This window comes from Novisyntrophococcus fermenticellae (genome assembly GCF_018866245.1).
GTDB lineage: Bacteria > Bacillota > Clostridia > Lachnospirales > Lachnospiraceae > Novisyntrophococcus > Novisyntrophococcus fermenticellae.
This window is the reverse complement of sequence record NZ_CP076458.1, coordinates 593227-606986: the sequence shown is the minus strand read 5'-3', so window position 1 is coordinate 606986 and position 13760 is coordinate 593227. Positions and strand designations below refer to the sequence as shown.

Genomic DNA, 13760 nt, shown 5'->3' with positions numbered 1-13760 from the left:
TAATTTTTTATATTTTCTTATGGCCACAAGTCCATTTACATCAATGCTTCCTTCATCATCCGCACATATGTGTAGATGTGTGGTCCTGCATGCTTGCCGTACTGGGCTATGATTTTGATAATTGCACTGCCCACAATCACCCCATCGGATATTCTGGCTATATCCGCAGCCTGCTGTGGTGTGTTGATTCCAAATCCAACTGCTGCCGGCACATCCGCAGCCTCTTTAATCTGAGACAAGATGGATTCCAGGTCTGTATTAATTTCATTTCTCACACCGGTGACCCCCATCGAGGAAACCACATAGAGGAAGCCTTCAGCCTCTTTGGCTATACTCCTTATCCGGTCTTCTGAGGTAGGCGCAATCATAGATATTACTTTTATATCATACTGCACCGCTATATCCTGGACTTCATGTTTTTCCTCAAATGGAACGTCAGGTATGATGATTCCGTCAATACCGGTCTCACGGCACTTTTGAAAGAATCGCTCATATCCGTAGTGAAAGACCGGGTTCAGATAAGTCATAAAGATTAACGGAATATCTGTCTTTTTTCTCAGCGAACCCACCATATCAAAGATATTATCTGTGGTTGTTCCTGATGCCAACGCTCTGATATCTGCCTCCTGTATCACACTTCCCTCGGCAACCGGATCAGAAAACGGAATACCGATTTCAATAAGGTCTGCTCCGGCTTTTTCCATCTCCAGGATATATTCTTCTGTCTTATCAATACATGGATCACCTGCAGTTATAAATGGAATAAACGCCTTTCCATGATCAAATGCTTTTTCTATTCTATTCATAAATTTTCACTCCTCTGTATCTCGCTATTGCAGCCACGTCCTTATCGCCCCTGCCTGACAGGCATATGATTATGGATTCCCCGGGATCCATGGCCGGTGCAAGCTTCTTTGCATATGCCACCGCATGAGCGCTTTCTATTGCACAGATGATACCCTCGGTTCTGGCCAGATATTCAAATGCTTCCACCGCTTCTTCATCTGTAACCGGTACATAACTCGCTCTTTTTGTATCATTAAGATAAGCATGTTCAGGACCGATTCCCGGGTAATCCAATCCCGCCGAAATAGAGTATACGGGTGTAATCTGCCCGTCTGCATCCTGGCAGAAATAGGATTTCATTCCGTGGAAAACTCCATGACTTCCTTTTGTGATTGTAGCAGCATGCTTGTCAGTATCTATCCCCAGGCCGGCCGCTTCACAGCCGATCAGGCGCACTCCCTTATCATCTATAAAGTTATAGAACATGCCCATAGCGTTACTCCCGCCCCCCACACAGGCCAATACTGCTGCAGGAAGCTTCCCTTCATATTTCAGAATCTGTTCTCTTGCCTCCTTGCTGATCACCGCCTGGAAATCCCGTACAATTGTGGGGAACGGATGCGGTCCCATCACAGATCCAAGCACATAGTGCGTATCATATACCCGGGATGCCCATTCACGCATGGTTTCATTTACTGCGTCCTTTAAAGTCTGTGTACCGCTCGTTACAGCGTGTACTTTGGCTCCCAGCAGTTCCATCCGATATACGTTCAAAGCCTGGCGGTCTGTATCTTCCTTTCCCATATAGATTTCGCATTCCAGACCCAGAAGAGCCGCTGCTGTAGCACACGCCACCCCATGCTGCCCGGCGCCTGTCTCGGCGATTACCCTGGTTTTACCCATCTTTTTTGCCATGAGTACCTGCCCCAGAACATTATTGATTTTATGGGATCCCGTATGGTTCAAATCCTCTCTTTTCAGGTAAATCTTAGCCCCGCCCAAATCTTTTGTCATCTTTTTGGCATAGTAAAGCAGGGACGGACGTCCCGCATAGTTTTTCAGCAGATCTTCCAACTCACTTTGAAATCCGGGATCCTGCTTAAAAAGTTCATACTGCTTTTCCAGATTGATGATTTCATTCATTAAGGTTTCCGGAATATATTGTCCCCCGTATTCTCCGAATCTTCCATTAGACATTTCTTATCCTCCTGACACATGCTTCTATCTTCTGTTCGTCTTTTACTCCATCGGTTTCCACACCACTGCTGATATCCACTCCATACGGATGGAATTTTCTTACCGCCTCTTCTACATTCTCCTGATCCATCCCCCCTGCCAGAAACCAGGGGCGGTCAATTCTGTCAATAAACTCCCAGTTAAAGCTCTGACCCGTTCCCCCGGAGCCATGATCCAATAAGATATAATCTGCAGAACTGCCGCAGGCACGCTTCACGTCCTCCCCGGATTGAATAGAAAATGACTTGATAATTTCACAACCGGTCTGATATCTCAGGTTACGGATATATACTTCATCCTCCTGTCCATGTAGCTGTATCATATCAATAACACCATCTTCTGCATAGGCCCCTGCAATTTTAGCCAACTCATTGACAAATACACCCACTACCGTAATATCCGGATTGAGATTCATCCGCAGGGTTATAGCATGTTCTCTGCTGATTTGTCTTCGGCTTTTGGCAAACACAAACCCTACATAATCCGGCTGAAATGCATTAACATAATCAACATCACAGAGCCTGGATAACCCACAGATTTTAATTTTAGTCATGGCAATCCCTCCCAAGTGCTTCCAGCATCTTCTTTTTATCCGGGCTTCGCATCAGTGTTTCTCCGATTAAAACTGCCGAGGTCTTATTTCTATAAAGCTCTCCCACATCCTCAGGTGTGGTAATACCGCTTTCCGAAACATAGAGTACTTCCTTCGGAATCATTTTTCTTAAAGTCACGCTGTTTCGAATATCTACCGTAAATGTTTTGAGATCTCTGTTATTGACCCCGATAATCCTGGCCTTCGCCTTCAAGGCCCGGCTGACCTCCTTTTCATCATGTGCTTCCACAAGCGCCGAAAGTCCCAGATGATGTGCTGTCTCCTGAAATAATTGGAGTTCTCTGTCCTCCAGCAAGGAACAAATCAGCAGAATTGCAGACGCTCCAAGAAGCTTTGTCTCATATATTTGGTACGCATCTACAGTAAAATCCTTTCGCAGAACCGGGATAGATACCGCATCTGCGATTTCCTTCAGATACCGGTCGCTCCCTTTAAAGAACTCTGGTTCTGTGAGTACCGATATTGCGGATGCCCCCGCCTCCTGATACTCCCTGGCAATATCCAGATAGGGAAACTGTTCAGCGATTATTCCTTTTGAGGGAGAGGCTCTTTTTACCTCACAGATGAATGACATCCCCTTCTTCCTCAGCATCTGTTCAAACGGAAAATCTGTGGACATAGGTTTTAAAAGAGCTTCTTTTTTTATCTGTTCCAGGGATTTCTTTAATTTCTGCTTTTCCACTCTTCTCCTGGTGGATTCCGCTATCTGATCTAATATCATACGCACACCTGATTGGACAGACGGATGAACGCATCCAGCTGTGCCATCGCCCTTCCGCTTTCCAGGGTTTCTTTTACAATCCCGATTGCCTCCTCCATGGTGATTCCGTTCGCTATATGAAGTGCCGCGGCTGAATTCAGAATAACTGCATCGCATTTTGCCCCTTTTTCTCCGGATAGAATTCTTCTTGTAATTTCTGCATTTTCCTTAGGGTTTCCACCTTTCAGAGCTTCCTTTTTACATCTGGTAAATCCATACTGTTCCGGTGTAATCACATACGTCTCATATCTTCCATTACTTACCTCGCAGACTGTGGTGGGGGCACTCATAGATATCTCATCCAGACCGTCCTGCCCATATACAACCATGGCTTTTTTTACACCCAGATTTGCAAGCACTTTTGCCAGGGGCTCCACCAGACTTTCCTCATAAACACCCATTAGTTCCATATTGGCACCGGCCGGGTTTGTCAAGGGACCCAGAATATTGAATATCGTACGTACAGTCAGCTCTTTACGCACCGGAGCCACATATTTCATGGACAAATGATAATTTTGTGCGTATAGAAAGCAGAGTCCGATTTCCTTTAAGATTGCTGCACTTTCTCTGGGTGCAAGATCAATCTTCACCCCCAGAGCCTCCAGTACATCTGCCGCACCACTTTTACTGGATGCAGCGCGGTTTCCGTGCTTTGCCACAGGAACTCCCGCCGCCGAAATCACAAGGGCCGAGGTCGTGGAAATGTTGAAGGAATTGGAACGGTCACCGCCGGTTCCCACAATCTCCAGTACGTCCTGATCCTGTAAAAGCTTCACGCAATGCTTTCTCATCCCTGCGGCGCAGGCTGTTATTTCCTCTATCGTTTCACCCTTCATGGCCATGGCAATAAGAAAGGCACTCATCTGCACCGGTGTAGCCTTACCGCTCATGATCTCATCCATGGAAGTTTCCGCTGCCTCATATGTTAAGTTTTCTTTTTTTGTGAGTGCTACAATTGCTTCTTTAATCATTTTACTCTGCCTCCAATTTTTTGTTATTTTATGAGTTAAGAAAGTTTTTTATAATTTCGGAACCTTGTGGCGTCATAATTGATTCCGGATGAAACTGAAGTCCGAAGACTGGGTATTTCACGTGCTCTACCGCCATAATTTCACCATCCCTTGTTCTTCCTGTAACCTTTAAGCACTCCGGAAGTGTTTCTTCCAGAACGGCCAGCGAATGGTACCTCGCCGCCTTTATCTCTTCCGGCATTCCATCAAACAACCTGCTTCCAACATCTAAGTGCACATAGGACTGCTTGCCGTGCATCAGTTCTTTCGCATAAGAAACACAGGCACCATAAGCTTCACAAATCGCCTGATGTCCCAGACACACCCCCAGAACAGGAATCTTATTCCCCAGCTTCTGTACGATTTCAATGCATCTGCCCGCCTCCGAAGGCCTTCCGGGTCCGGGTGAGAGTATAATTGCCCTGGGACTTAATTCCTCTATTTCTTTTATCGTGCATGCATCATTTCGGACTACTTTCAGGTTCTCATCAAAGACTCCGATCTGCTGATACAGGTTGTAAGAAAAGCTGTCATAATTATCTACTAATAAAATCATATCTCCGCCACTCCTTCTTCTGCTTTTCTTTTTAAATACACTTCAGCGCATCCATTACCGCTTTCGCCTTATTTATGCATTCCTGGTACTCTTTCTCCGGCACACTGTCTGCCACAATCCCTGCACCCGACCGCACAAAAACCTTATCATTTTTCTTAAATGCCAGCCGTATGGCAATGCAGGTATCCATATTTCCGGTGAAATCCAAATACCCGATGGCACCGCCATAGATCCCCCGTTTATTATTCTCCAGTTCATTGATGATCTCACATGCTCTAAGCTTTGGTGCTCCCGACAGGGTTCCGGCCGGAAGCACCGCATCCACAGCGTCCAGAGCCGTCTTATCCTGACGCATCTGCCCTTCTACCGTAGACCCAATATGCATGACATGGGAAAAACGTTCAATCGAAAGATACTTTTCCACCTTCACCGTCCCGAATCTGCATAGCTTTCCGAGATCATTCCTCCCAAGATCCACCAGCATATTGTGCTCAGCCAGTTCCTTCGCATCGGATCGTAATTCCTCTTCCAGCCTTTGGTCTTCCTCATAGCAGTCTCCCCTGGGCCGGGTTCCCGCAAGCGGGAATGTGCTTACCTTTCCATCCTCTACTTTTACAAGTGTCTCCGGTGATGCCCCCGCCAGTTCCACATCTTCACTGGAGAAGTAGAACATATACGGTGAAGGATTCGTGGTTCTTAAAATCCGATAGGTATGCAAAAGACTGCCCGTATATTCTGCCTCCAGGCGATTGGAAAGTACCAGCTGAAAAATGTCACCTTCCCGGATATGTTCTTTCACCTTTTCCACCTTCCGGCAATATGCTTCCTTGTCAAAAAGAGGATTAAATTCTGAAAGCAGTTTTCCCTCTTCTTCTTTCTTGGGTGTTCCATACCGGATCAGCCGCTCCATCTCATCTAACTCACGCACCGCTTTGTTATATTCCTCTTCCACACACTCTGTATGGATGTTTACTATCAAAATGATTTTCTGCCGAAAATTATCAAAGGCAATGATTTTATCAAACAGCATCAGATCCACGTCTTTAAAATGTTCCGTATCCTCAGCATCCAGATTCAGTCCCGGTTCACTGTACTTCATGTAATCATAAGAAAAATATCCGACCAGCCCGCCTGTAAGCGGCGGCAGGTTCTCTATTCTCGGAGCTCTGTTATCTTCCAGTATCTGTTTGATATAGGAACCGGGATGCTCTACCCTCATTTCAATCTTCGCTCCTGAACGTATTGTCAGCATATGATTTGTACAGGTCAGCTCCAGTGTTGGGTCATAGCCGATAAAGGTATATCTGCCCCACTGTTCTTTGTCCTCAATGCTTTCCAGTATAAAACAGTGGGTACTTATATTCTTAAGCCTGCGCAGAACCTCCACCGGGGTTGCAATGTCAGATAAAATCTCCCGGCTCACGGGAATGCGTTTGTAATCTCCGGATTCCCGGATATTCTGAACTTGTTCATAGGATGTTTGATTCATGGTCTGCCTCCCTTTTCGTTATAGAACTGCTTGCCTCTCGTGTGCCGGGCACTTCGATTTCTGCCCGCCTCATTGTTTACGCGCAAAAAAGCCCTTGGCAAAGAACGGTTGTGTTCTTTGTCAAGGGCGAGTATACGTTACCCGTGGTGCCACCTTGATTCGTGGATGCAAAAAATCCACACGCTTATCAGGATACTATCATATCCCCGGCAACTAACGTATGCCCTACGTCGCAGAGTACTAAGTCTGAAAGACTTTTGGCCGCGCCCTCAGTGGTCCATTTGAAACATCGCTTCCTGCCCGGCTCCCACCTGCCCGGACTCTCTGTGAGTGCGCTTGTAACGTTATCTCCACTTCAACGGTTTATATTGCTATTCTCTTGGCTTTTGATTTATTATAAGAGATGATCACATTTTTGTCAACCATTTCCGAAATTTTTTCTCCTTCTTCCAAAAATCTCATGAATTTATTTGGTGTTCATTCTTTACTTATAAGCCTGTATTCCGATGATAACTGCGGGTCCAGCCGTCCAGAAGCTGGTCTATATCTCTGGGCAGGACCACTTCCTGAGCCTTGCGTATCTTATCATCCATCTCTTGCTTCGTCTTGGAATCAACCCTCGTTTCCTCACACAGGCGTTCGTATATATCCTTCCCTTTGTTGAAATAGGCAGAATACAGATAGCTCCGCAGAGATGCTCCCGAATGAAGAATCTCATTTGCCTGTCCAAAACACTCAAAGGCTTCTTCTGTCTGAAACAGCCTTACATAAGCACATCCCATATTGTTATAAATGCTTCCGAGGAACTGTGCCCCCAGATTGCTGTCTTTTGACTTTTGCTGTGCCTGTGTATACACCCGAATTGCATTAATATATTTTTCATGGTTAAAGAGATAATCGCCTTTCATCTTCAGCCGTACCACCTCAGGCTGTTCTTCAAAAACCTTCAGCTGTTTGTTTATCTCTTTAAACTCGGCAAAGGAAAGATAATTGATTTCTTTAAAGACAGGCAAAATGAATTCCCCGATATTCCCTCTTTCATCCAGCAAGCGAAAAAGTTTCTGATATAACCTTGTTAAATTCAGCTCGTTCTTAATCCAAAAGCATAGTCCCTCATTGATGATCGTCTCATCCAGCAGATAGATATTGTGATATATATAATAACATAATTCCTCTATGGAATAGATATTCATGCTTATACTTTCGATGTAATACGGAGTTTTTGCGCGCTTTACCTGACATAATATATATCCCATAACCCTTAACCCTCCATCGTTTCATTCCAGACTCTGCCGCTGCTTGGAAACATCTCTCCAAAACCCAGATCTTCCACAGTAATCTGACATCGTTTCGGTGAATCATACTCCAGATGAAGATGAAGTCTGGTCGTCTTATTGGGGCGCTCTGGAAGCTCGGGAAGGGGCATCGTATATCGTTCCCTCTTTCCGTCTTCCATGCTGCTGACCACAAAGGTCAATTCATTGGTATTATCCAATATCAATTCACAATCTTTCGATGCTTCATACCAGTTTACTCCTGCTCCAATCATTGCATAATGGGCAGGAGAGCCATTAATGCTCATATCCATGCCAATATTGTGCCGCACTATGGCATTGCCCACAAACAGATATCCTTTAAGCTTCCGTTCCTCAACCTTTTCATAGGCTGCAAAGCATGCACCTTTGGCATAAAGATTATTGCCATAAAACACATGTCTCCGGTTTCTGCACAGTAACGCCACAGAACGTACCGCCCAGTTTTTGTCGAACCCTTCACCAATCAAAAACACACTGGAATAGATATCATTTCCAAAAGAATCCTCTATTAGACGGTAGAAGTCATCATCCCTCTTTTTTGTATCCGCTGCAAGCTTTTTCCTCTTTCCGGAGGTTACCATGGCGGTCACAGGTTTTGTTCTATTATCCAGATTCAGGCTGGAGAATGTAACCTCATCCTGGTCAAAAGAAAAGAGTGCCACCCTTCTGCCCCAGATCTCCGGTTTCTGATACAGCGCATAATAATAAAAGCTCTCATCATAATCCTGCAGAAAGCATCTTGTTCGCGGTATTCCAATCTTCTCATATGCAAATCGGATTGCATCAACCAGGGAACGGGTCAACGACGGAACAGTAATCATCATACCCGAAATCTGTTTCTCCGGTTCCGTCACACCCAGCATCCGGATTGCATTCTTCAGATAGATCGCAAGAAGCAACCCTGCCCCATACTCCTGACCATCAATAACGGTTGAATTCCCATTTGCACACAAATCATAGAGTTGGTCAATCAGTATGCCATTCTGATGTTCTGCAAAGTATTCTGCTTCCAATCCAAAATGCCACTCATTTTTTCCCAGGCTCTTACTTAACACCGTAGGAAATGCATACTGGCTGCTTCCCACCTTAGTCTCCGCCAAAACTGCATCCTTCACGGCACGATCGAAATAACAAATCTGGGATTCTTTCGGATTTAATTCAAATCCGATTATCAAATTTCTCTGTTCCATCCTTAGCCTCCACTTGTCAACTCACAGATTTATTAACTCATTAATTGAAATGCAGACTCCGCAAACGCTTCCTGCTCCAGATACTGTCTGACGGATGTCTCCATAGCCTCCTGATTTCCCAGTGCCTTGAAAGCCAGAATCTGATTCAGCAATTTATAGCGCGTTCTTCCACCTGTATCCACCCCGGGCAAAACCATCTGCCTGCGAGGTGTTGTCTTTATATTTCCATCCTTTTCTACAGTCAGATAATAAGATAAAGTCTCATCATAAAACAGCAAAAACTCCTTTGTGAAGATTCCCTGATAAACATCACGCATAGGCTCACTCTTAAAGCTGACCGCCTCTGTACCCCGATGATGCAGAGCGTAGTGAATAATCACCTTGCTTCCTCTGCTGAACCGCTCCTCGACAAATACTTTATCTTCCACCTGGTAGGCTTGTATCAGATGAAGCGGAAGCTTCTGAAAAAATGCAAACCGCAGTCCCTTTCTGTCGAACTCGGAAAGAAGCTCCTCCGCATGCTGCTCCTGTTTTTCGTTCAGCCTTTCACAGGACGAGTAATATTTTAAAAGAGCCAGACGGCAGATTATATCCAACTCCCAATCCCTCTCATAGGTTTTTTCCAGATACACAAAAAATTCCGGAGCCGTCTGTCTATCGGTCATAAAGTAGGCACAGGATATATAAGTCAGATATGCCAGTATCACCAGCTCTTTTCCCTGCTGCATGATATAACTCTTTAAAATCTTTTCCCCACAATCCGGGAATTCCCGGACATACATGGAAAATACAAGAATCCGCTCGTCCAGCTCGTAACTTTTCAGTTCGAAACCCTTTGCTTTTTTCCAGAGGTAACTCATCCGCTCCACAGAACCCACATAATATCTGCATAAATAGCTTAATATGGTTTCATCATATTTCCCCTGATGCAATACATAATCAGCAAGATATACCAGTTCTTCATCCTCCTGAAAATCAGAAGATACAATCATGCGGCTGGCCAGCTTCATCAAAACAGTGTCATCCGTACCTTCTTCTCCCCACTGTGTGATAATTGAAAATGCCTGTTCATACAACTCCTGTTCCACCAGAACAGCAATCGTATCTGCCCTGTTTATCTTGGCATATTCCTGCACATCCACCGTGCACAGATATGCTGCCAGTTTCTTTTCCGATGGATGTACTTTATAATACTCCAGCAGTTTCTTTCTGATGACTCCTCTGTATTCGTCGGTAAATGCGGTGGATTCCGATGCCGTCTGATAGTTTTGCAGACTTTTACTGTTTACATCCATCTGAGAAGGAAGTTCTTTACATAGATAGAGCAGCAGTCCTGTATCCCGGGGCATATATTCAATGCAGCCCCTGGCCAGTTCCCTTTCTTCCATCAATTTTTTCTTCTTGAATGGAATTGTGGTTCCATATCTTCTCTTCTTCTCATCTTCAAACAAAATCCGGGCATCCCCACTGTAAAGGTTCACATAAGCGCACTGTTCTGATACCGGATAAATCTGTTCCTCCTTCAGGGGATCGTGGCAGACAATCACACTCCGAATACTTTTGTCCATAATCCATACTTTATAAGTAAATAACACGTTCAGCAATGCCCCGGCCAGTTTTCCGCTGTCTATGTCTGTAAGAAATTCCTGATAAATGGCGGCATAGTCTTCATTCATTCTGCCCTGCATTACCTGCTCCCTGGCGAACTGCTCCATGGCTCTTTTATAATTTATATATGTAGTCTTATCCAGACTCTTATTACGTATAACATTGGCATAAATAAATGCCTTTTTACGTGCACTCAAGGTGTTGCTGTATGCGAAATACATCCTGATTACCTGGGGAAGCACCTCACGATACTCCTCATCCATCGTTTCAATATAATATTCGTACAGACGGGTAATCCTGATCTCATGGGAAACAGCAAGACTATACCACTTAAAATACTCCCTGTTCACAGGTCTTCCCTTCATCACCAGTTTACAGATGGCTTCCAACACCTCATCATTCGGAAAGCTGTTGTAACCGGCAGACAGCAGCCGATATACCGATTCCTTGAATTCTTTCAGATTATCAGAAAGATAGGCAGCTCTTTTCAGCAGAGTTTCATTCAAAACACCTTGCTTTCCTGCAAAGTTCAATACTTGTACCATAAAAGGTGACAGTTTCCGCAAAAGTCCCTCCTGGTGTTCCAGCACCTGATATGCCTGAAGATACAAAAGCGGATTTTTACAGCCCATCTCAAAGGTCCGTTCCATCAGGTGAAGCTGCTGCACAGGTGCATACCGGTATGTCTCATCCTCCTCCAGTAAAATCTTTGCAAGATAAAAATCGTAAGGCTGCTGCTGAAAACAGGCCTTGATTTTAGGAAGTATGTCCTGCTTTTCCGGTGCCAGCAGGTTTACCTTCTTTGCCAGATAGAGATACACTCCTTTGTCCCGGGGAGTGGTCATCGGGATAGTTCCTTCTTTAAATCCCCATAAAAGTTCCATGGACTTCGGAATATTCTCATTGACGGCATAGATATAGGCTTCATAAAAAATCATCATAGAAGTCATACATTCGGCGCTGGTCAGCTCGTCAAGAGACTGAACCGATTTATCAAACCATGTTCTGTAATCCAGCCTGTGAAGCTGTAAATCCAGATAATCGCGGGCAAGTTCCAGGGTTTTGTGTTTTTTCAGTCCCTTAGGCCAAAGACGTTCCCCCTGGTCAATGCTGGCTTCTATCTCAAATTCCAGCGTCTGATGCACATTACGGATGATGATTTTACCAAATTTTTTTCCGTTACCGAGCCTATCCTTTCTTACGACATATTCAAGACCATAGACCCTGCCGATAAAATCATCGGTGGTGACCACTTTCTTTTCTATCTCAAGAAAGTCTCCGACAGTTTCAACCTCCATCCGTACATATCCCCAGGTGCTTTTATAGATAAAAAGGGTATCCTTCTGTGAATGATTGATTTGGTAGACCCCTTTCTTATCCTTATCCATAGAAAGTATGATTGCTTCTTTTTTATGAGCAGCAATCAAAAATTCCTCCATATGCTGGTATGTAACCGGATTGTGCGACATTCCTTTATAAAGTGCTGTATACACACAATTTTTTCCATTTAATATCCTGTAAAATTTGTCACTGGTAAACAGGCGGAATGCTTCACGCGGATCCTTCATTGCAAGACGTGTAAAATCCTCCAGCGTACGAACCTGCCCTTTGGAGGACTGAATTTCTACTTCCTCTATCCGGACAGTAACAGGCACTTTAAGCTCACCGATGTTACTGCTTAACACGATATTTCCCTCTATCGCCTCCCCACAAAGCAGCCCGCGCGTATCCACTCCATAAGTGATTTTACTGGTACTTCCCGAAAATTTATCTTTAGCCAGAACAATCCTGCGGTTATCCGATGAGACTACCCCTTTCACACGGCTGCCGTCCTCTGCTCCTACACTAAACTCCCCTTTTTGATTTCTCCCCTCCGGTATCTTCAGATGAATTTCAGACTCGGAGGTAATAAACGCCGGCACTTCGTACTCGAAGCGGCCGTTAATGAGCTGTTCCATTCTTCTCTTCAACGTTCTTCACCATGCCTTTATCTCTTGACTTCGTGTTATTTATCATTATAATAAAGTTAATTATACACTACAAATAAAAGCGATGCAATGCGAAGTCGAGGAGAAAAATATGCTTAAACATAAAGACCATTTCCATGGCAGTGACCTGGAAAAGATAGAACAGATCTATGGTATCAGAAAAGAAGAGATTATAAGTTTTTCGGCAAATGTGAATCCCCTGGGCATTTCCAGCCACCTGCGGAGTTCTCTTTCTGCCAATCTGGATGCCATCACCACATATCCGGACCGCGAATATAAGGCCTTGCGTTCCTGTATTGCAGAATATGCGGATACCCAGGTTGAAAATATCATCGTAGGAAATGGATCCACGGAATTAATTTCTCTGTTCATCCAAAACTACAAGCCCGAAAAAGCCATGGTCTTAGGTCCCACCTATTCCGAATATGAACGGGAAATTACACTTGGCGGAGGTACTACCCTTTATTATCCCTTAAAGGAGAAGCAGGACTTTCGGATGGAGGTGAATGACTTCTGTAGTCATCTTCATGACGGACTGGATCTTCTGGTACTCTGTAATCCCAACAATCCTACTTCCACCGCCATAAATTCTGTACAGATGAGGCAGATTCTGGATACCTGCCTTCAATTTGGAATTTTTGTTATGGTGGATGAAACCTATGTGGAATTTACGGATGCCGCCGATCATATTACTTCGATTCCACTGACCAATTACTATACGAATCTGATTATACTAAGAGGTACCTCCAAGTTTTTCTCCGCACCCGGGCTTCGGCTGGGATACGCAGTAACCGGAAACCAGGATCTTATCAAACAGATGAATACCCGCCAGAATCCCTGGTCGATTAATTCACTGGCCGAGATTGCCGGCCGGCTCATGTTTCAGGACAAGGAATACGTAAAAAAGACCCAGGAATTAATTAAGAGTGAGCGAGACCGGCTGTATCATCTGCTCTCTGGCTGGGATACCCTGAAAGTTTATAAACCGATGGGGAATTTTCTGCTCGTGCGCATCCTGAAAAGGGGTGTAAATGCCGATCTTCTGTTTGACCACTGTATCCGAAAGGGATTGATGATCCGCAACTGTTCCACCTTCCCGTTCCTGGATAACAGTTATGTACGGTTCTGTATTATGCGACCTACGGAAAATGATCAGTTGATGGAGGCATTTGCAGAAGCCTTAAACGAGACGAAACACGTCTCGTGAG

General features: G+C 44.6%; 11 protein-coding genes. 1 reads left to right on the top strand and 10 read right to left on the bottom strand.

Annotated elements, in window-relative coordinates:
* Positions 1-35 precede the first annotated feature (35 nt).
* From trpA to KNL20_RS02740, 10 genes are all read right to left on the bottom strand, one after another.
* Positions 36-806, bottom strand: coding sequence for a tryptophan synthase subunit alpha (gene trpA, locus KNL20_RS02785; RefSeq protein ID WP_230399134.1), 771 nt, complete (start codon positions 804-806; stop codon positions 36-38).
* Positions 799-1983 (bottom strand): tryptophan synthase subunit beta, encoded by a 1185-nt coding sequence (trpB, locus tag KNL20_RS02780; protein ID WP_230399133.1) that lies wholly within the window; start codon positions 1981-1983, stop codon positions 799-801. Before trpB ends, trpA begins: the two co-directional genes overlap by 8 nt.
* Positions 1976-2575, bottom strand: coding sequence for a phosphoribosylanthranilate isomerase (locus KNL20_RS02775; RefSeq protein ID WP_230399132.1), 600 nt, complete (start codon positions 2573-2575; stop codon positions 1976-1978). Before KNL20_RS02775 ends, trpB begins: the two co-directional genes overlap by 8 nt.
* Positions 2568-3356 (bottom strand): indole-3-glycerol phosphate synthase TrpC, encoded by a 789-nt coding sequence (gene trpC / locus KNL20_RS02770; RefSeq protein WP_230399131.1) that lies wholly within the window; start codon positions 3354-3356, stop codon positions 2568-2570. Before trpC ends, KNL20_RS02775 begins: the two co-directional genes overlap by 8 nt.
* Positions 3353-4366 (bottom strand): anthranilate phosphoribosyltransferase, encoded by a 1014-nt coding sequence (gene trpD / locus KNL20_RS02765; RefSeq protein ID WP_230399130.1) that lies wholly within the window; start codon positions 4364-4366, stop codon positions 3353-3355. The genes trpC and trpD overlap by 4 nt, the downstream gene beginning before the upstream one ends.
* A gap of 28 nt (positions 4367-4394) precedes the next feature.
* Complete coding sequence (locus KNL20_RS02760) at positions 4395-4961, bottom strand: anthranilate synthase component II (RefSeq protein WP_230399129.1); 567 nt, start codon at positions 4959-4961, stop codon at positions 4395-4397.
* Positions 4962-4992: 31 nt separating this feature from the next.
* On the bottom strand, positions 4993-6450 hold the full coding sequence (gene trpE, locus KNL20_RS02755; RefSeq protein WP_230399128.1) for an anthranilate synthase component I: 1458 nt from the start codon (positions 6448-6450) through the stop codon (positions 4993-4995).
* Between the two features lie 488 nt (positions 6451-6938).
* Positions 6939-7706 (bottom strand): tetratricopeptide repeat protein, encoded by a 768-nt coding sequence (locus KNL20_RS02750; RefSeq protein WP_230399127.1) that lies wholly within the window; start codon positions 7704-7706, stop codon positions 6939-6941.
* 5 nt (positions 7707-7711) lie between these two features.
* The gene (locus tag KNL20_RS02745) at positions 7712-8956 is read right to left on the bottom strand and encodes a DUF5716 family protein (protein WP_230399126.1); all 1245 of its coding nucleotides are present in this window, start codon (positions 8954-8956) and stop codon (positions 7712-7714) included.
* A 32-nt stretch (positions 8957-8988) separates the two neighbouring features.
* Entirely contained in the window at positions 8989-12534 is a 3546-nt protein-coding gene (locus KNL20_RS02740) for a DUF5717 family protein (RefSeq protein WP_230399125.1), read from the bottom strand.
* Positions 12535-12643: 109 nt separating this feature from the next.
* Between KNL20_RS02740 and KNL20_RS02735 the strand changes: the two genes are divergently transcribed.
* On the top strand, positions 12644-13759 hold the full coding sequence (locus KNL20_RS02735; RefSeq protein WP_230399124.1) for a pyridoxal phosphate-dependent aminotransferase: 1116 nt from the start codon (positions 12644-12646) through the stop codon (positions 13757-13759).
* Position 13760 lies beyond the last annotated feature (1 nt).

Coding starts and splice junctions, on each gene's coding strand:
- trpA (WP_230399134.1), bottom strand. CDS start 806: ATGAATAGAATAGAAAAAGCATTTGATCATGGAAAGGCGTTTATTCCA.
- trpB (WP_230399133.1), bottom strand. CDS start 1,983: ATGTCTAATGGAAGATTCGGAGAATACGGGGGACAATATATTCCGGAA.
- KNL20_RS02775 (WP_230399132.1), bottom strand. CDS start 2,575: ATGACTAAAATTAAAATCTGTGGGTTATCCAGGCTCTGTGATGTTGAT.
- trpC (WP_230399131.1), bottom strand. CDS start 3,356: ATGATATTAGATCAGATAGCGGAATCCACCAGGAGAAGAGTGGAAAAG.
- trpD (WP_230399130.1), bottom strand. CDS start 4,366: ATGATTAAAGAAGCAATTGTAGCACTCACAAAAAAAGAAAACTTAACA.
- KNL20_RS02760 (WP_230399129.1), bottom strand. CDS start 4,961: ATGATTTTATTAGTAGATAATTATGACAGCTTTTCTTACAACCTGTAT.
- trpE (WP_230399128.1), bottom strand. CDS start 6,450: ATGAATCAAACATCCTATGAACAAGTTCAGAATATCCGGGAATCCGGA.
- KNL20_RS02750 (WP_230399127.1), bottom strand. CDS start 7,706: ATGGGATATATATTATGTCAGGTAAAGCGCGCAAAAACTCCGTATTAC.
- KNL20_RS02745 (WP_230399126.1), bottom strand. CDS start 8,956: ATGGAACAGAGAAATTTGATAATCGGATTTGAATTAAATCCGAAAGAA.
- KNL20_RS02735 (WP_230399124.1), top strand. CDS start 12,644: ATGCTTAAACATAAAGACCATTTCCATGGCAGTGACCTGGAAAAGATA.